This window comes from Acinetobacter sp. GFQ9D191M, from assembly GCF_011174875.1.
In the GTDB taxonomy this organism is placed as follows: Bacteria; Pseudomonadota; Gammaproteobacteria; order Pseudomonadales; family Moraxellaceae; genus Acinetobacter.
Genome location: NZ_JAALGV010000118.1, coordinates 12892 through 31085, shown reverse-complemented (window position 1 = coordinate 31085; position 18194 = coordinate 12892). Strand labels below are relative to the sequence as shown.

At 42.0% G+C, this 18194-nt stretch carries 17 protein-coding genes; 6 read left to right on the top strand and 11 right to left on the bottom strand.

All coding sequences use genetic code 11. The features are described from left to right. Positions 1 to 170: 170 nt before the first annotated feature. From G5T77_RS15190 to G5T77_RS15170, 5 genes are all read right to left on the bottom strand, one after another. Positions 171 to 1400 carry an MFS transporter gene (locus G5T77_RS15190; protein ID WP_166137977.1) on the bottom strand — a complete coding sequence of 410 codons (1230 nt, stop codon included), beginning with the start codon at positions 1398 to 1400 and terminating at the stop codon, positions 171 to 173. A gap of 137 nt (positions 1401 to 1537) precedes the next feature. After that, a complete protein-coding gene (locus tag G5T77_RS15185; protein WP_166138021.1) occupies positions 1538 to 2170 on the bottom strand; it encodes an NADAR family protein in 633 nt (210 codons plus the stop codon). A gap of 2 nt (positions 2171 to 2172) precedes the next feature. Continuing rightward, a complete protein-coding gene (locus G5T77_RS15180; protein WP_180011169.1) occupies positions 2173 to 3105 on the bottom strand; it encodes a hypothetical protein in 933 nt (310 codons plus the stop codon). 138 nt (positions 3106 to 3243) lie between these two features. After that, positions 3244 to 3621, bottom strand: coding sequence for a hypothetical protein (locus G5T77_RS15175; protein WP_004787040.1), 378 nt, complete (start codon positions 3619 to 3621; stop codon positions 3244 to 3246). Between the two features lie 142 nt (positions 3622 to 3763). Next, positions 3764 to 5173: an FAD-binding oxidoreductase gene (locus G5T77_RS15170; protein ID WP_125279697.1), complete on the bottom strand. Its 1410-nt coding sequence runs from the start codon at positions 5171 to 5173 to the stop codon at positions 3764 to 3766. Positions 5174 to 5527: 354 nt separating this feature from the next. Here G5T77_RS15170 and serA point away from each other — a divergent pair, with 354 nt between their 5' ends. Beyond that, positions 5528 to 6760, top strand: coding sequence for a phosphoglycerate dehydrogenase (serA, locus tag G5T77_RS15165; protein ID WP_166137983.1), 1233 nt, complete (start codon positions 5528 to 5530; stop codon positions 6758 to 6760). A 126-nt stretch (positions 6761 to 6886) separates the two neighbouring features. After that, on the top strand, positions 6887 to 7753 hold the full coding sequence (locus G5T77_RS15160; protein ID WP_166137986.1) for an EamA family transporter: 867 nt from the start codon (positions 6887 to 6889) through the stop codon (positions 7751 to 7753). A 46-nt stretch (positions 7754 to 7799) separates the two neighbouring features. On the opposite strand, the gene G5T77_RS15155 is transcribed toward G5T77_RS15160, so the two are convergent. Next, entirely contained in the window at positions 7800 to 8930 is a 1131-nt protein-coding gene (locus G5T77_RS15155; protein WP_166137989.1) for a hypothetical protein, read from the bottom strand. Between the two features lie 332 nt (positions 8931 to 9262). On the opposite strand from G5T77_RS15155, the gene G5T77_RS15150 reads away from it, so the two are divergent. Then, positions 9263 to 10147 (top strand): EamA family transporter, encoded by an 885-nt coding sequence (locus tag G5T77_RS15150; RefSeq protein WP_166137992.1) that lies wholly within the window; start codon positions 9263 to 9265, stop codon positions 10145 to 10147. Positions 10148 to 10219: 72 nt separating this feature from the next. On the opposite strand, the gene G5T77_RS15145 is transcribed toward G5T77_RS15150, so the two are convergent. From G5T77_RS15145 to truB, 3 genes are all read right to left on the bottom strand, one after another. Next, positions 10220 to 10687 (bottom strand): hemerythrin domain-containing protein, encoded by a 468-nt coding sequence (locus G5T77_RS15145; protein WP_166137994.1) that lies wholly within the window; start codon positions 10685 to 10687, stop codon positions 10220 to 10222. Between the two features lie 127 nt (positions 10688 to 10814). Then, on the bottom strand, positions 10815 to 11582 hold the full coding sequence (locus G5T77_RS15140) for a TSUP family transporter (RefSeq protein WP_166137997.1): 768 nt from the start codon (positions 11580 to 11582) through the stop codon (positions 10815 to 10817). A 15-nt stretch (positions 11583 to 11597) separates the two neighbouring features. Next, positions 11598 to 12503, bottom strand: coding sequence for a tRNA pseudouridine(55) synthase TruB (gene truB / locus G5T77_RS15135; RefSeq protein ID WP_166138000.1), 906 nt, complete (start codon positions 12501 to 12503; stop codon positions 11598 to 11600). Between the two features lie 153 nt (positions 12504 to 12656). Here truB and G5T77_RS15130 point away from each other — a divergent pair, with 153 nt between their 5' ends. From G5T77_RS15130 to G5T77_RS15120, 3 genes are all read left to right on the top strand, one after another. Then, positions 12657 to 13685: a lipase secretion chaperone gene (locus G5T77_RS15130; protein WP_166138003.1), complete on the top strand. Its 1029-nt coding sequence runs from the start codon at positions 12657 to 12659 to the stop codon at positions 13683 to 13685. Positions 13686 to 14190: 505 nt separating this feature from the next. Further along, on the top strand, positions 14191 to 15201 hold the full coding sequence (locus G5T77_RS15125) for a triacylglycerol lipase (protein ID WP_166138006.1): 1011 nt from the start codon (positions 14191 to 14193) through the stop codon (positions 15199 to 15201). A 169-nt stretch (positions 15202 to 15370) separates the two neighbouring features. After that, a complete protein-coding gene (locus G5T77_RS15120; protein WP_166138024.1) occupies positions 15371 to 16339 on the top strand; it encodes a triacylglycerol lipase in 969 nt (322 codons plus the stop codon). Between the two features lie 523 nt (positions 16340 to 16862). On the opposite strand, the gene rplS is transcribed toward G5T77_RS15120, so the two are convergent. Then, a complete protein-coding gene (gene rplS, locus G5T77_RS15115) occupies positions 16863 to 17234 on the bottom strand; it encodes a 50S ribosomal protein L19 (RefSeq protein ID WP_004787066.1) in 372 nt (123 codons plus the stop codon). Between the two features lie 171 nt (positions 17235 to 17405). Next, positions 17406 to 18155, bottom strand: a complete 750-nt coding sequence (trmD, locus tag G5T77_RS15110; protein WP_034704491.1) for a tRNA (guanosine(37)-N1)-methyltransferase TrmD — start codon at positions 18153 to 18155, stop codon at positions 17406 to 17408. Positions 18156 to 18194 lie beyond the last annotated feature (39 nt).

Below are 18194 nucleotides of genomic sequence, written 5' to 3'. Positions count from 1 at the left end.
CTATATCAATCAAGATACAAGCAGCACTGCTGCGCAAGGGTGAGGTTATTTTATTAATATTTCCCTCTCTCACTCTCTCCCATAGGGAGAGAGAACATTTAATACTTGTATTTGAGGCACATAAAGTAAATAGCTTCATTCGATTAAATATTTAAGAGAAAGGAATTCTTTTAAAACTCCCCTCGCCCTTTTCTTTCCAGCATCACCTGTTTCAGCTGCATACGCGGCAAGCCAAACCACAGCGCAATTAAAATAAACGAGGCACCGCAATAAGCCCAAAGATCAAAAGCTTCATAAGCAATTCTGACTACTTCAATTACGGTAAAGAAACTCAGCATCATCAAGATAGATACCATTGCCGCAACCGTGCCTTTAGACACTTCAGATGACATCAGGGCAAAACGGTACAATACCGAGAAGCTGATCCCTTCACCCAGACTGATGCAAGTGGTACCGATAATCAGGCAATGCAGAAAATAATCCGAAATCAGCATTCCCACTAAAAGCAAAATGGTTCCAAACAACATCAATGGCACACCCAGCATCACTGTTTTACCGAGCGGCATCTTGTCGATAATTTTTAGCAGAATGATATTGCCCAGAATCAGGCCACCCAATACCGGAAACTGAGCCAGGCCATATTGCATGCTGCTCAAGCCTAGTTCTTCAACCAGAATCACGGGAGATAAGGCAATCCATAACATCAATGGCAAGCTCACCAGTGGCAATGCCATGGTCATAATCACAAAACGCTTATTTTTCAGGACCTGTTTAAAGTCATCGATAATATAGCCGAGTGGCTGTTTGGGAATACTGATATTCGGATTCGGCATCTTCGCTTTCAGTCCAAACCAGCTCAGAAATGCCAGACAGGCAATGCCGATAAAACCCCAGTGCCATGAGACATGGTCAATCATAAAGGCACCGACCACTGGCCCTAAAAGGGGTGCCAGCAAGGAGACATTGGCCATAAGTGCCATGACTTTAATGGCATCGCGTTCTTCAAAACTTTCCTGAATCGCGGCATAACCCACAGCAGCAATAAAGGACAAGCCAAAACCTTGTAAAAAGCGCAGGAACAGAAAACTTTGAATATTCGGTGTGAGTAAAATTGCCAGACAGCAGATTACAAAAAATGCCACGCCACCGAGCAGGACTTTTTTACGGCCTAAACGGTCTGATAAGGGTCCTAAAATTGCGGCAACAAATGCCCCACCTAACAGGAAAAAGGACATAGAAGATGGTGCCCAAGAGCTGCTCACACCAAAATCACGGGTAATGGCCAACATGGCCGGCTGGATCAGGTCATTACAGATATAGACGGAGAATTCAAACAGCACCAGTGCCAGAGGAAACATCAGTGTGGCACGGGTCAGTTTGTGGGTTTGGGCGTTTTGCATGGAAGAGTTAATACTCAATTACTCTTTTTAGAACTTTAAAAGAGCTTGAATTAGAAAATTCAGCGAAGTGTAGCAGAGTCTGTTTTTAAAATCTGTGTGCCTTTTTATTAAAAACTTTAAGATATTAAGAAAAATTTTCAATAAAAAAAATCACTCTGAATATTTTTTGACTGTGTCTCTTCACTTAAATTTATTCTATAAATAGGGTTAATAGGATTTCCTAAAAAATCAAAATGAGGAATATCTAATCGCCCTAAAACCTCTAAGTCCTTCCCTATTTGAAGTTCATATCTTAGTTCCATTAAAATTCTGCCAAGAACATTCACCCCAACTAGCGTTCCATCTGGTTGTCTTTTAGCACCCCAAAAAGAATCTCTTCTTGACTCTTCAACAATGATTTTATTATTTGAATCTAATAATAAAGCTTTAAATTTATCATAATTAGAAAGTAATTTAGCTCTTACACTCCATTTCATAAGTTTAATTTTGATAATGTCAAAATCCTCTCTGATAAGGCTTTTATAAGGCTTACTAACCATTTTCGCTGTCATCGGACTTTTTTCAGAAATAATCTTCCTTTGTATTTCTGGATGACCAGTAAACTTAAGAGCTTGATACAATGCTTCCGATGATCTTATAATTGTATTATTAACAATAATAGGAAAACCGGCAGCCATATTAGAATATCCCCCCCACTCTTCATGTGTTTTTTTAAATACAGCTAAATCTTCATTATTAGGGTTATAAATTCTTTCAGCTAATTTATCCATTTTTAATAAACTCTTCTTGGCATTAATGGATACCATTGTCGGCTCATAAAATGATGCGGATCATTACTTCCCCACCAAAAAATTAAAGGCGTATTATTTGGGCAGTTTCTATAATTAAATATTAATCCACCAAAGCCATAATCAAATTTAGAATTTCCTAATGGTCTTGTAGTCTTATGAACATTAGTACATCTATCAATAATTTTGAACCCATATTTAAGACAGATTTTTTCTAGAAAAATTCTATCATTATGATTATCAAAAATTTTACTCTCTATAAAACCAGTTCTATATTTAAAACCTGGGATCTTTCTAGTCATAAGCTCAGGTAAATCTAAAGTCTGTTCCATTGGCCACAGAACATCAGATCTATTATTATAAATTAATCTATTTTCAAGTCTTAAATTCTCAATAGATAGCCACTTTAACTCAATATTTAAATTATTTTCTTTATTATGTTTTTCGATTTTTTTACCAAGTGCATTTGCTTGGTAATATTGACCGGAAGTATGCCATCCAATAACTAAAACAATAATAGTTATATTTCTTTTAATTAAAGGAATATAATTAGATAAATCATTAAAGACTCGTCCTCCACTAAACATGAAGTCATCTAGATACAAATAATTTTGTGTATCGTATTCTAAACCTTTTTCTTCCACCAGCTTATTATAAAAACCGACCATAGTTTTTTGACTTTCTCCATTTCGCTGAATTGTTAATGGAGTAGCTATTAAGTTTCCTCTTCTTATTAATTCATTTTCAAATTGTTTCTCAATAAATTGCTGTTCATAATTTTTTTCAATGTAAGCTTTTTGTAGAAGATTAGCTGTAATTCTGCCTAAATTTTCTTGTTCATCAGGATCAAATTGTTTCAACCAAGTATATACGTGAACTACCATTCTCTTTTTATCAGTATTTCCGTTTTTATCCATTAGGGGCTCACTGAAGCCCTCATAGGTCAACAATTTATTTGAAATATAATCTATGAATTGATCCATAATTTCTCTTAGCAAAAAAGCGCATCCTGAAGATACGCTTTTAACGAAGTTTTGTTTAAAGATCAAACATTATTATGGACAGACTGCCTTCTGGAAAGTTTTGGTATTTGAACCGCGTACACACTGATAGAGCTTTTCAGTATTGTGCATTTTCCAGTTTTTCTCTTCTTTCCTAAAATGATAAATGGTCTGAATCGATCTGACCGAATCATCCATCAAACCTGTTTCAGTCACTTTTACCTGTCCAACCGTCGGTGACTCAACACGATTAAAGAACTGACGTATCTCGACTGTTGCCAGTTCTTCACGCAGGTCAGGCCTCATTTTAAGCACCTGATCCAAAGGTGTATCCGAAGAAGACTGCACTTTTGCAATCACTTTCTGGGTGGTTGTACAACCTGATGTCATCACACCCAGACCTAAAATTGTAACCGCCAATAACCGTAACATATTGTTTAACCCAGATTATCTTTATTATGCAGAAATTATCATGCCGGGCTTTTCAGCTTAACGCTATTTAGACTCTGTAAGCCCAGTTACAGAGCAATAAAAAAAGCGCACCTTTCGATGCGCTTTTGTAAATCTATTCCGATTAAAGATCAAATAGTTTGCCTGGGTTCATGATGCCATTTGGATCGAACACTTTTTTCAAGGCTTTCATGTATTCGATTTCTTCAGCTGAACGGGTGTATTCAAGATAAGGTTTCTTGGTCATACCTACACCATGTTCCGCAGAGATTGAACCATCGTATTTTTTCACCGTATCAAATACGTACTTGTTCACGACTTGGCATTTCGCAAAGAATTCATCTTTGGTCAGGTCAGCCGGTTTCAGGATATTCAAGTGCAGGTTACCGTCACCGATATGACCGAACCAGCAGATTTCGAAGTCTGGGTAGTTTTCATTCACGATCGCATCGATTTCTTTAATGAATGCCGGTACGTGAGTGATTAGTACAGAGATGTCATTTTTATATGGAATGAATGGAGCGATTGACTCAGAGATGTCTTCACGTAGACGCCATAAGCTGTGTACTTGCTCAAGACTTTGGCTCATCACGCCATCCAGCACCCAGCCCTGTTCCATACAGTGCTCGAAGATTTCCATCGCCTTGTCCATAATCGGCTCAAACGGCGCTTCAAACTCAAGCAATACATAGAATGGACATTCAGTTTCAAATGGACGCTGTACGTGACCATTGGCCAGTACTTTTTGCATTGCCAGCTCACCGAAGAACTCGAATGCAGTCAGGTCGATTTTCGCCTGGAAGGCATGCAATACTGGCATTATCGCATCAAAATCAGGTACGCCCAGTACCAGCACTTGCAGGTCGTGTGGCTGACGCTCAAGTTTGATTTCTGCTTCAGTGACTAACCCTAAGGTACCTTCACCACCGATAAACAGATGTTGTAACGCATAACCTGTTGCGTTCTTAATCATGCCTTTGTTTAGACGCAGTACATCACCTTTACCAGTCACCACAGTCAGGCCAAGCACCCAGTTACGGGTCATGCCGTATTTGATCACTTTAATCCCGCCAGCATTGGTGCCGATGTTCCCGCCGATCTGGCTTGAACCAGAAGAGGCAAAATCAACCGGGTAATACATGCCCTGCTCTTCAGCATAGTTTTGCAACTGTTCAGTCACCACACCTGCCTGTACGCGCACCATACGGTCTGCCGGGAAGAATTCCAGAATCTGGTTCATCTTGTCCATGCTTACCACAATCTCGCCATTCGCAGCGACAGCACCTGCAGAAAGACCAGTACGACCACCTGATGGAGTCACTGCAACATTGAACTGATTGGCAAGCTTCACAATTGCTTGAACCTGTTCAGTCGAAGATGGGAAAACGATGACCGATGGGTTTGGATCAAAGTGTTTGGTATGATCACGACCCCAATTCTGGAGGCTGTCCGCATCAGTTTTAATACGGTTTTCACCCACAATTGCAGTCAATTGGGTCAATAACTCTGGGGTTAAAGCGACTGGAGCATTCATCGTTTGCAGACCTAGCATGAATTAAACAAGAGAGACCTCGCCGGTTTATTTGTATATTTTTCAGGCATTAAAACCTGTATACAAAGCAGGCGAAACATGATGATTAAAGCACCAAAACTGGCAGCTTAAACAGCATGGCGCAATATTATAAGCTATTTTTAGGGCTTTCCCTTAAAAAATGACAATTTTGACAATATACCTTTGAAAATGATAGTTTAATTCAACCAGTTCTATCATTTTCACTACTATCACTTGCAAAAATAGCTGATATTGTAGTCATCAAGGAAATGTATAACCGCCCCATTCCTGTGCTATTATACGGCGACTAAATTTGGCCTTTGTAGCGGAGCCGTAATGAGCCAACATCTATCTCTACCTAAAGATAAAATCCGTTTTCTATTGTTAGAAGGCGTTCACCAGAACGCAATCGACACATTGAATGCAGCTGGATATACCAATATCGACTATCGCAAAACAGCGCTTGAGGGTGAAGTACTGAAAGAAGCGATTAAAGATGCACACTTCATTGGTATCCGTTCCCGTACTCAGCTCACTGAAGAAGTGTTTGAAGCTGCGAACAAACTGATCGCGGTAGGTTGTTTCTGTATCGGTACTAACCAGGTGAACCTGGATGCAGCAATGCGTCGCGGTATTCCGGTATTCAACGCACCGTATTCAAATACACGTTCGGTTGCTGAACTTGTACTTGCTGAAGCGATTCTTCTGCTTCGCCGTGTACCTGAAAAATCTACAGATACACATGCAGGCGGCTGGAACAAATCTGCTGTAGGTTCGTTCGAAACTCGTGGTAAGACTTTAGGTATCGTTGGTTACGGTTCAATTGGTTCACAACTTTCTGTCCTTGCTGAAAGCCTGGGTATGAAAGTGATCTATTTCGACACAGTGACTAAATTACCACTGGGTAATGCACGTCAGGTCGGCACAATGGGCGAACTTCTTGCAAATGCTGATGTTGTTTCTATTCACGTTCCTGATGTTCCGTCTACACGTAATTTCATGACCAAAGAACAATTCGCGCAAATGAAAGAAGGCTCAATCTTCATCAATGCGGCACGTGGTACATGTGTGGTGATCGAAGATCTGGCTGAAGCATTGAAATCTGGCCATCTTGCGGGTGCTGCGGTTGATGTATTCCCTAAAGAGCCTAAAGCGAACGGTGAAGAATTCGTTTCTCCATTACGTAACATTCCAAATGTGATCCTGACTCCACACGTGGGCGGTTCTACTATGGAAGCTCAGGCGAACATCGGTCTGGAAGTTGCTGAGAAATTTGTAGCTTATTCAGATAAAGGTATGACGCTTTCTGCAGTGAACTTCCCAGAAATCGCGCTTCCATTAACTGAAGGCAAACACCGTCTGCTTCACATCCACAAAAACATTCCGGGTGTGCTGTCTAAGATCAACAACCTGTTTGCTGAACACGGCATCAACATCTCTGGTCAGACTTTAATGACCAAAGGCGATGTGGGTTACCTGGTGATGGATGTAGACGCAACTGCATCTCAAGAAGCACTCGATACTTTACACAATCTTGAAGGTACAATCCGCGTTCGCGTATTGTTCTAATTCAGGTTTTTAAAAAGCCACAGTCTTCGGGCTGTGGTTTTTTTATTGCTTAAAGGTTTTTATTTTTAAGCCTTACTCAGCTGATGTTGCTCTTCCGCTCTTCGAGAAATCGAAACAAATTTAGTCATGCCAAATCTTAAAATTGCACCTATGGTGCAAGCGCCGCTGATTCTGCTGATCGCGATGATCAGCATGCAGAGCAGCGGCTCCTTTGCCAAATATCTGTTTGGCCAGTTCCCGATCCTGACCGTTTCTGCGATGCGCCTGCTATTGGGTGCATTGATTCTGGCGCTCATTTTTAAAGTCTGGCAGATCAATTTCCGCCAGGTCAGATGGCCAGCCATTATCAGCTATGGCTTGGCATTAGCTGGCATGAATATGCTGTTTTATCTGGCAATTGATCGATTGCCGATTGGAATCGCAGTCTCTTTTGAATTTATTGGCCCTTTAAGTGTTGCCCTGTTTTATGCCCGGCAGAAATTTGATTTTATCTGGGTAGGATTGGCCATTCTGGGACTGGTTCTGTTGTTTCCCTTTGATCAGGCTGCACAACCGCTTGATCCGATTGGCATCCTGTTTGCCTTAGGTGCAGGTTCCTGCTGGGCACTGTATATCGTGGCCGGACAAAAACCTTCGGGTGTATCAGGGAATCATACCGTGTGTCTGGGCATGTTCGTCGGCATGCTGGTGCTGATGCCGATTGCCCTATTTGCGGGAATGCCTGCTCATGTGTTTGAGCCAAGCAGCCTCATGTATTTTGTTATTTTGGCTGCACTTGCCAGTGCCTTACCCTTTACTTTGGAAATGATTGCACTGCGTAATTTAACCGCATTGAGTTTTGGCACTCTAATGAGCCTGGAACCTGCGGTTGCAGCACTCTCCGGTTTTGTATTCTTAGGCGAGACTTTATTGTGGACACAATGGCTGGCGCTGGCCACCATTATCAGTGCGTCGATTGGCTGTACGGTGATGACACAAAGAAGAAAGTATTAAATAAAAAAGGCGCTCAAGCGCCTTTTTTAAGATGATTAATTTAATTTTAGCGTGGCGTTGCATCCTTAATAGCTGTATTTAATGCTGTAGCTGCTGTCACATTATAGCCATCACATGCCGAAGCAAGATGGTCATACAGGTAATCTGTCCATTTGAGCATTAGAGGAGTTGCACCCTCTTCCCTTAAATTGTCCAAGGCAGCTTTTCTTGCTTGAGCAATATAATCGGCATGATCAATATGCTCTCCATGTTCCGAGAAAGTACTGGAATAAATTTCACCCTGATATTCGATCGCCCCAAAGTATTTATAATATTGCTGAGCATCGTCTTTATATTCGGCTTTTTTAAATTTCAGGTTAGCCATCGTGCCATCTAAAATGGTTTTCGCCATCTCTTGAACAGACTCGCCTGTCTGCCATTCAGCCAGTGTACGATAGCCAGTTTTGATATCCGGATCAAATTCAATAAATTCTTCCTCAGGATGTTCCGCCAGAATACGGAAACATTTAGATCCGTTCGGGAAAGTACGTGCCTTCTGCAAACCGACAAAATTGGTAGCAAACTGATTGTAATATTTACGTTCAGCATCCGTGGTATCAGTATCAAAGAAAACTCTGGTCTCGGTATCGTCATACATCTTCACGACAGCAATATTGGTACGTTCAGTTAATGCTTTACCTGACAGGTCGTACCATTCTAGGTGTCGATGATTGCTGATGTTATTTTCCGGAATAGTGACGGGACGACTGGTAAATTGTTCAGAAGTATTTTCCAGTACTTTTTCCAGTTTATAACCTAATGCTGTACGGGCACGATCTGCAGGGAATACGCCTTTTTCTGTGACATAAATTGGGAAGGTCATATCTTCATCAAGATCATATTCAGTATCAACAGTCCGGTTATCATCTGCATACAAGATGCCGTCAGTGATTTTATTTTTATGACTGGCCAATAGAAGCTTTTCCGACTCCATATCTGAAGCATCAATATTCGGCAGGTTGAACTGATATGTATAGAATTCAGAAATCGTATCTGATGTTCCATCACCATTATCCGGGGTTCCAGGATTGGTTGGGGTTGGTTGACCTGCGACTGGCTCGTTATTATCAGAATCAGAGCCACCACATGCAGTCAGCATAAGGCTCAAGACAGCACAAGAGAGTAATCTTAATTTCATTATTATCTACCTTATTATTTTTTCATCGTTTTATTTTTCATTGTTATTTTAAAGTTGACCCAAATCATGAGGTCTAAGCCATTTTAATAAATATAAAATTAAGATCAAATTAAAAATTGATTAATTTGTAACCACAATCTCATCAACAATTAACGTTGAATTTAATTTTTTCGGTGGGGGATAAAATCAAAAATTTAAATCCACTGATCCAAAATCTGCTTCGTATTCACAAAATATTCTTCTGCCCTACTCATCAAAAATTAACCAGTTTGATATACTTCCGCTTTCTTCTGTATCTCGATTATACCCTTCTGGTATAAGTAGTTTCTCCCATGCCAAACGTCCAACTTCTTGCTGTATTGTACATGGTTCTCTCCATGACTTCATACCAGATCAGTGCATCCTTCGCCAAGCAACTTTTCCTGGTGCTTGACCCGATCACTGTCACTATTTTAAGACTCTGCTTTGCCGCCATTATTGTCTGTATCATGTTCCGTTCCTGGAAAGTTATCCGACGTTTACAATTCCTGAAATGGCGGGATCTGCTCTGCTATAGTGCTTCTCTAGGCGTGATGAATATCCTGTTCTACATGTCGTTGGGTATACTCCCGCAAGGAATTGCGGTCGGACTGGAATTTATTGGCCCGCTAGGCTTGGCCTTAATTTCGATTCAGAACCGTAAGGACTATGTCTGGGTGCTACTGGCAATTTTAGGTATTGTGCTGATGGTGCCATGGGGGGAAGCCAATAGCAGTAACTTTGACCTGTTTGGTGCAGCCTGCGCCTTAGGGGCTGGCCTCTGCTGGGCGCTGTATATCTATTTTGGGCAACGCGTAGTACAGCAAAATATCGGGATGCATGCACTGACGATTGCCATCAGTATTTCAGCCCTGTGTTTACTACCAATCGGCCTATATAACAACACCTCTGCTTTGATTGATACTCAATATTGGGGCAAGGCCATTACTATTGCAGTGCTGGCAACAGCCATTCCTTATGCGCTGGATTTAAAAGCGCTCCAGCACTTGAATAAAACCAGTTATGGTACGCTTTCCAGTCTGTCTCCAGCTCTGGCGGCACTGGTAGGTTTTATTTTGCTGGGTGAAAAAATTACGCTACTTCAAACCGTCGCACTGGTTTGTATTATGCTGGCTTCAGTTGGCGTGACCATGCGGGAAGCACGACAGCAATATAAAACCCGGAAAATAGAAAGCTGAATAAATAAAAAAAGATGGCACTCTGGCCATCTTTTTTTGTCATGAAAATTTGAATTTAAATAAATTTAAATATTAGCTTTTAACCAGCATGTCTTTTTTCATTTCTTTATAACACTGATATTCAGTTTTGTACTGATCCGCTAAAGCCTGTTTTTGTTCATCTCCCAGAATTTTTCCGGCCTGCTGGAAGAAAGCATGCTCTTCTTCTTTCAAATGATGATGTACCTTATCTGACAGTTTCTTGGCAATTGCAATCCAGCCTGGGCTACTAAATTCAGTTTCAGTCAGTTCCTCAATCATTTCATCCATTTCATGATGTTCTGCCAAGGCGTGACGGGTAATGTTCAGGCCGGGATCTGTCATCATCAAGGGAATATAAAAGTAACGGTCTTCTGCGGTTTCATGCGCAAACAGTTCATTCTTCAGCTGCTTGAACAACTCACGACGTTCTGGCGAATCCCCCGAAGTTTGCAGTAATTTTTCTGCCAGATCACGCTGGATTTCATGACTTTCCCTTAATGCTTCAAAAATGGTGGTCATGTAATTTTTCTCCTGTTTTTGTCATGCCTTTGCTTCAGCATAGAGTGAAACCGGCAAATGGTCAGGAATATTTATAAGGCGAATTTGTATAAAAAACTTTAATATTGAGAATAGTTTACATCTATCTTTAGGCTAAAAACATCTGATAAGCCATACGGCAAATCAGCAAACTGACCAGGATCAGAAACAGAATCCGGATAAAACCACTGCCATATTTAAAGGCCAGCTTAACACCCAACAGCGAACCGCCAATATTCGCAGCTGCCATCATGGCACCCACCAGAAATAGCACATGACCTGTAGGAATAAAGAAACTCAGTGCCGCGAGATTAGTAGTGAAATTGGCAATTTTCGATAAAGCTGAGGCATGCAAGAAATCCACACTCAGATAACGGATAAAGAAAAAGATAAAGAAACTGCCTGTCCCCGGGCCAAAAATTCCGTCATAAAAACCGATGGCCAGGCTGCCTAGTGCTGCCAGTATCAGCATCTTTTTATTCAGCTTTTGCTCGACATGTACCCGTCCGAATTGCTTTTTCATGAAGGTATAAATCGCAATCACGATCAGCATGATCAGCACAAAAGGCTTGAGAATATCCACCGGAATCAAGGTGACACTGGCTGCTCCAATAAATGAGCTAATAAAGCTGCACAGCGCAATTACACCAAGTAAAACCCATGGCAGCTTGACCTGTCTAAGATAGGAAAAGGCTGCCGAGCCTGTACCGAAAATAGAGGCTAGCTTGTTAGTGCCAAATACTGTGGCAGGTTGCAGCTGCGGCAGACTGCTCATAATCGCCGGGATCTGGATCAGACCGCCACCACCGACGGCAGCGTCAATCGCTCCGGCCATAAAGGCAAAAAGCACCAGACTGAGGATAATCTCGATGTCCATTGTTATTCAACGCGCCTAGAGATTAAGAACACGTTTAGGTACCAGACGTTTTTTATCCGTGATTTCAGCCAGGCCTAAGCATTTCTCACCATCAAAGACCAACACCTGTGGCTCTGCCGGATGATCGATATTACTTTCCATACCTCGGCTAAAATATTCTGCACGGCCTTCCGGTGCCTGAATCTGCGGGAAATGCTGTACCGGTGCATAAGCTGGCAGTAATAGTGCTTCACGTTCTGCCTCAGTCAAGCTTTCCAGATATTCAATGGTATAGCTTGGAATAATATCAAAATGACCGGTTTGAATCCGGTGCAGATAAGTCAGATGACCATAGGTACCGAGAGCTTTGGCAATATCTTCGCCGAGTACCCGGATATAAGTGCCTTTGGAACAAGTTACATCCAGCGTAATGCTATTTTCAGTAAAAGATAAAAGCTCAATTGCATAAATGGTAATTGGACGTGCTTCACGTTCAATTTCAATACCCTTACGTGCCAACTCATACAGTGGACGACCTTCTTTTTTCAGAGCCGAATACATCGGTGGCACTTGCTGGATCTCACCAACAAACTTGGCAATTGTCTCCTGAATCAACTCTTCATTCAGTTTAGGGACTGGTTTTTCCAGCAGAATCTCTCCTTCGACATCACCTGTCGTAGTGCTATGTCCCAGAAAAACTGTGGTCTGGTAACGTTTGGTTGAATCCAGCAGATAATGCGAAAACTTGGTCGCCTCACCCAGACAGATCGGTAAAAGACCGGATGCCAAGGGATCTAGTGCACCAGTATGTCCAGCTTTTTGCGCACGATATAACCAGCGTACTTTTTGCAATGCAGCATTCGAGCTGATGCCTAGAGGCTTATTTAATAGAAATACACCGCTGATATGACGATGCTGAATTTTAGGAGATGAAGCTTTCATGGCAAAAAGTCAGACATTTTATAAATTGGCGCAATGGTAAAACCCCTGCCAATTATTTACAACTTTTCTACAGCATATAAGGTGCAATATCTCCTATCCTGCCGAATGCAAAATTTAAAATAATCCGATAATTAAAATAAAGGTGCATAGGATATGCAGAAATATAAACTATGGATCGTGATTGCGCTCATCATCTTGTGCTTGATTACCCTGATTCTATGGCTTGCGCCCAGGGATGAAGCACAGGCACGTGTCTCGGGCCCGCAATCCACCAATGAAAGCAGCGCTCAACAGGCAGCAGCACTGGCCAATGGCCCCGTAAATAATATATTCCCGAGTCCAAGCCAGCAGGATACGGAAATTAATTGCCAGATGCAGATGGATGCCAGTAATCGCCTGATTGTCAATGAACAGACCCGTAACTGTTTTGAATATTTTATTACCCAATATGGGGAAAAAACCCTCGAACAAATCCAGCGAGATTTTAAAGCCTATATTCAACAAAATTATCAGGATCCTGCACTCTCACAAGTTCTGGATCTTTGGGATCGTTATATCCAGTATCGTCAAGGTTTGGGAGAACTGACTCCACCTGCAGGTCTGGATCAAGAAGATCCAGCTTACTACCGCAGTATCTATGCCAGCACCCAGAACCTGCGTAAACGCTTTTTCTCTGATTATGAAATTGAAGGACTGTTTGGCACTGAAGATACTTATCATGAATATACCTTAGACCGGATGGCAGTCATGGCGGATAAAAAGCTCAGCGAAGCAGAAAAAGCCCAGAAGCTAAAAGAACTGTTTGCGCAGTTACCGCAGGACTGGCAAGAAAATCTGGAGCAACTGAATAAACTGGAAGATCTGCGTAAACTCACCGCTGATATTAAAGCCCGAGGTGGTTCTGCGGAAGAAATCCGTCAGATGCGCCTGAATCTGGTCGGTCCTGAAGCAACCCAACGTCTGGAAAAACTTGATGATGAACGTGCGAATTGGAAATCCAGTGTGACGCGTTACTTGGGCGAGCGCGATAACATCCTAAAAAGTGGCCTGAGTGAAAATGCCAAACAGCAGGCAGTTGATCAGTTGCGTCAGAAACATTTCCAGCGCCCTGAAGAACAGCTTCGTGTAGGTACATTTGAACAGGTACATGATCAGGGTGGGACCCTACCCTTTGCCAATTAATTTTCAGCTAAAATTGCTCATTGACGCCGTAGCTACACAGTACTGCTACGGCGTCGAATATCTTCTCTTATTCCCTTTTTTTTGTCCCATCTCTTATATAAAAACAGTAACGCTGACCCTCTATTTTGAGAGTTTGACAGAGCCATTTCCCTCTGAAAGCCTTGATTTTCTTGGGCTGATTACTTTTTTTTACATTGTTATTTGTTTCTAACTATTTCAACCTAAACATTCATCAATCTTATATTTCAAGGAGTTAAAAATAAAATACATACGTATATAAATTGCAAATTTATGGACTCATAAATGCTCATCGGGCATGGCCCGAAATGACATGGAATTGGCTCATCAGCATGAAAAAATGCTTCTGCTTCAAAATAATAATTTTTGCGCGTGATTGAAGATTAGGTCTGCACGATCGAGACATCCAACTTCAATATTTATCGTGCATCAATACTCCCGAGCAATGATTGCTTTTTATAACAATAAAATGAACAAAGGAACGGTTATGCGTACTTTTATTAAAACAACACAGATGCTGGCGCTTTCCTTGGCAGCAGGCCTCGGTTTTGGCTTTTCAACACAAACCCAGGCGGCAGCAAGTGCAGTTCAGGTCACTGAAAAAGCCAAATCAGACTATGCCAAAACCAAATATCCTATTCTGATGGTGCATGGCTGGCTAGGCTGGCAACGCATAGGTACTGATACCATTGGCTTAGATTACTGGTATCAGATTCTGCCGGATATGGCTCGTAATGGCTCTACCGTGTTTGCCGCCCAATTGTCGCCTGCCAATACCACGACCCACCGTGGTGAACAGCTCATTCATCAGGTCGATGAAGTGCTGGCAATTACAGGGAAGGAAAAAATCAATCTCATCGGTCACTCCCATGGTGGCCCGACTGTACTCTATGTGGCAGCGACTCGACCGCAGCAGATTACATCCATTACGGGGGTTGCAGGCACCTATCATGGCTCTAAAGTGGCCGATGATATTCAGAACAATACTCTTACCCGCACTGCTTTTAATGTTCTCGGTGATTATATTATTGGGCCACTGATCGCACTGGGACAGTTCAAACCTGAACTGGAAATTGATTTCGATGCATCCATGAAATCCCTGACCCAAATTGGCTCCAGCTCTTTTAATGCCAGCGTGGCCAAACAGATGGTGCAGGATGGTGTCTTAGCCTCCACAGAAAACTGTAATAAGAACCTGAAATCAAAAGACCGTAACGGTATCTATTATTATTCTTGGACCGGTGTGGCTCAAGCGACCAATGCACTGGATATCGATACCATCCTGATGCAGCTTGGCCCTTTATCTTACGGCAATAAAGACAACGATGGCATGGTTGCCCGTTGTAGTGCATTCATTGGTAAGGTGATTAATGACCAGTACAAGCTGAACCATACCGATCTGGCCAATATGATGTTTGGTCTTAAAGGCCTGTTTGCTCCGGATCCGGTGGCGATGTACCGTCAACATGCCAATCGTTTAAAACTTCAGAATCTATAATTTTCATCGCCCTTCTATCTGCGGATATAAGGGCTTTTTCGTTATTTTCACTTAAAAAAATAGGGAAATAAAACACTCAAAACGCTTAATGGGTCAGCTTTTCAGCTGGCTATTCCCCACATTATGGCGAGGATCGCCTTAACACAACAACAAGAATGAGGAAATAATGATGAAATATGGAGTATTAACGACAGGTCTGCTCATGGCAGCGGCCTGCTTTACGGCTCATGCCTCTACCCAGGCCAGTCAGGTGACGGCGAAAGCCAGTTCACAATATGCCAAAACCAAATATCCGATTGTATTTTCACACGGCATGGCGGGTTTCATTCGGGTTGGCACTGAGCAGTTTGGACTGGACTATTGGTATCAGATTTTACCTGATCTGGCCCGTAATGGTGCGAATGTTTGGGCAACGCGAGTCTCCCCTTTTAACTCATCTGAAATTCGCGGTGAACAACTTTTGGAGCAGGTCAAGGAAATTGCCGCAATTACCGGAGCAGATAAAGTTAATCTGATCGGACACTCACATGGTGGCCCAACAATTCGTTATGTGGCCGGTTCAGAACCTAAACTGGTGGCTTCATTAACCACAGTAGGTGCACCGCACAAAGGTTCACCGGTTGCAGACCTGATTCTAAAAGCTGAAGGGACTGCTATTGAAGCGCCACTGGTCGGCACAATAAATCTGGTTTCTAAAGCCATTACCTGGGCTCAAGGCCTGGACCCAAACTCTTATCCGCATGATTCACTTGCGGGTGGCAGCAGTTTAACGGCATTGGGCTCTGCGAACTTTAATCAGAGATATCCCATTGGTATGCCGACTACCACCTGTGGTGAAGGTGCATATCAACAAAAAGGTATCTACAACTATTCATTCACAGGTGTAGGCCAAGTTACCAACCCGCTCGATCCTGATTCAGCACTCAAAGTTACAGCCCTGCTCATTGATGGCGGCAAGGAAAATGATGGTCTGGTCTCCCGCTGTAGTGCCAAATTCGGTAAAACCATTCGGGATAACTACAACTGGAACCACCTGGACGAAGTGAACCAGTTACTCGGGTTAAAAAATGTCTTTGCTCCAGACCCAGTCGATGTTTATCGCCAGCATGCCAACCGCTTAAAACTGCAAGGTTTATAGAGCTACACAAGCCTCTACTCATCCAGAGGCTTTTTCCATCTTATTTTTCGCTAAATTTTTTCTTAAAATTTACTTGTTAATCATGATTAAACTGCATATAAAATATTCATCAAATATAAAAAGAACTGTGAAATAAAATAAATGCAGATACCTTCTATAGAAATCAAAAACAGATTTAAAAGAACCTGCCCCTGTTGCAAACGAAAAGTGATTAATCCTTTTCAATTTAAAAAATATGAGCCTTATTATTGTCCCTCTTGTCATCGACATATTATCGCAAATGTATGGATCAGTATTTTACTGGCTATCACACAATGTTTTATTTGCATTCAACTTTTTAATGCAGGATTCCAGTCTTGGGGATATTTTGTATTATTCCTGATGTTTATTCATAAAATTTTCTTGGATATTTTGGATGCCATGATCTTGCCTTTGCAGGAACATTTCGAATAAATCCAAATAAAAATCAGGCATAAAAAATGCGCCCAAAGGCGCATTTTTTTGCTTAAAAGCAAGGCTAAAATTAACCTTGTTTACGAGCTGGCAATTTTTCACGAATACGTGCAGCTTTACCAGACAATTCACGTAGGTAGTAAAGTTTAGCACGACGAACGTCACCACGACGTTTCACTTCGATTTTAGCAACGATTGGAGAGTGAGTTTGGAATACACGCTCAACGCCAACACCGCTAGAAATTTTACGTACTGTGAACGCAGAGTTCAGACCACGGTTTTTCTTAGCAATGACAACGCCTTCGAACGCTTGTAGACGTTCACGGTCGCCTTCTTTTACTTTTACTTGGACAACTACTGTGTCACCTGGTGCAAAAGCTGGGATGTCTTGTTTAAGCTGAGCATTTTCAACAGCTTGTACTAAAGGATGCTTACCGCTCATGGGGTATCTCCAATATGTGCGAGTCAGAAGAGGTCTGATTATCGCTGGGTATAGAGGCTGAATCGCATACACCCGATTGACTTTCCCTTTATGCTTGACCGCTTCAATGCATAAAGAGCCTATTTTAAGTATTTAAACAACATTGCTTAAATACAGATTTGGACAACAGGTTTAGTTGTTGCCACTTTTTAAATCTTTTAGCCATTTCTTTTGCTGCTTGGTCAGTTCAACTTTTTCCACCAACTCAGGTCGGCGTTCCAAAGTACGCTGATATCGCTGCAAAAACCGCCATTTCTCAATATTGGCATGATGTCCCGATTTCAAAATATCTGGCACATCCATCCCTTCAAAATGGTCTGGCTTGGTATATTGTGGGCAGTCTAGAAGGCCATCCACAAATGAGTCTTGCACGTGTGATTGTTCATCTGACATTGCACCCGGAAGTCTCCGGATAATACTGTCCAATAAAACCATCGCAGGGAGCTCGCCACCCGATAATACGTAATCTCCAATCGACCATTCCTGATCAACATATTTCTGGATCAAACGTTCATCGACACCTTCGTAACGACCACAAAGTACAATCAATCCGTCATAGTTTACGAAGTCCTGTACCGCAGGTTCATTTAAGGTTTTTCCTTGTGGTGACATATACACCACAGGAACGTTAACTGCACCCGCTTGCGCTGCAAGCTCTTTGGCACGATGAATTGCTTTCGCTAATGGCTCAGCCATCATCACCATACCGGGACCACCACCAAATGGACGTTCATCCACCCGTTTATAGTTCCCTTCAGCAAATTCTCGTGGATTAATACAATGAATTTGCATCAAATCACGTTTTGCTGCGCGCCCGCTAATACCGTAGGCTGTAATCGCTTCAAACATTTCAGGAAAAAGCGTAATGACTGCAAAGAACACCGCAGACTCCTCATTTTCCTGCTGTGTTAACCCTTTTTA

Coding starts and splice junctions, on each gene's coding strand:
- G5T77_RS15190 (WP_166137977.1), bottom strand. CDS start 1,400: ATGCAAAACGCCCAAACCCACAAACTGACCCGTGCCACACTGATGTTT.
- G5T77_RS15185 (WP_166138021.1), bottom strand. CDS start 2,170: ATGGATAAATTAGCTGAAAGAATTTATAACCCTAATAATGAAGATTTA.
- G5T77_RS15180 (WP_180011169.1), bottom strand. CDS start 3,105: ATGGATAAAAACGGAAATACTGATAAAAAGAGAATGGTAGTTCACGTA.
- G5T77_RS15175 (WP_004787040.1), bottom strand. CDS start 3,621: ATGTTACGGTTATTGGCGGTTACAATTTTAGGTCTGGGTGTGATGACA.
- G5T77_RS15170 (WP_125279697.1), bottom strand. CDS start 5,173: ATGAATGCTCCAGTCGCTTTAACCCCAGAGTTATTGACCCAATTGACT.
- serA (WP_166137983.1), top strand. CDS start 5,528: ATGAGCCAACATCTATCTCTACCTAAAGATAAAATCCGTTTTCTATTG.
- G5T77_RS15160 (WP_166137986.1), top strand. CDS start 6,887: ATGCCAAATCTTAAAATTGCACCTATGGTGCAAGCGCCGCTGATTCTG.
- G5T77_RS15155 (WP_166137989.1), bottom strand. CDS start 8,930: ATGAAATTAAGATTACTCTCTTGTGCTGTCTTGAGCCTTATGCTGACT.
- G5T77_RS15150 (WP_166137992.1), top strand. CDS start 9,263: ATGCCAAACGTCCAACTTCTTGCTGTATTGTACATGGTTCTCTCCATG.
- G5T77_RS15145 (WP_166137994.1), bottom strand. CDS start 10,687: ATGACCACCATTTTTGAAGCATTAAGGGAAAGTCATGAAATCCAGCGT.
- G5T77_RS15140 (WP_166137997.1), bottom strand. CDS start 11,582: ATGGACATCGAGATTATCCTCAGTCTGGTGCTTTTTGCCTTTATGGCC.
- truB (WP_166138000.1), bottom strand. CDS start 12,503: ATGAAAGCTTCATCTCCTAAAATTCAGCATCGTCATATCAGCGGTGTA.
- G5T77_RS15130 (WP_166138003.1), top strand. CDS start 12,657: ATGCAGAAATATAAACTATGGATCGTGATTGCGCTCATCATCTTGTGC.
- G5T77_RS15125 (WP_166138006.1), top strand. CDS start 14,191: ATGCGTACTTTTATTAAAACAACACAGATGCTGGCGCTTTCCTTGGCA.
- G5T77_RS15120 (WP_166138024.1), top strand. CDS start 15,371: ATGAAATATGGAGTATTAACGACAGGTCTGCTCATGGCAGCGGCCTGC.
- rplS (WP_004787066.1), bottom strand. CDS start 17,234: ATGAGCGGTAAGCATCCTTTAGTACAAGCTGTTGAAAATGCTCAGCTT.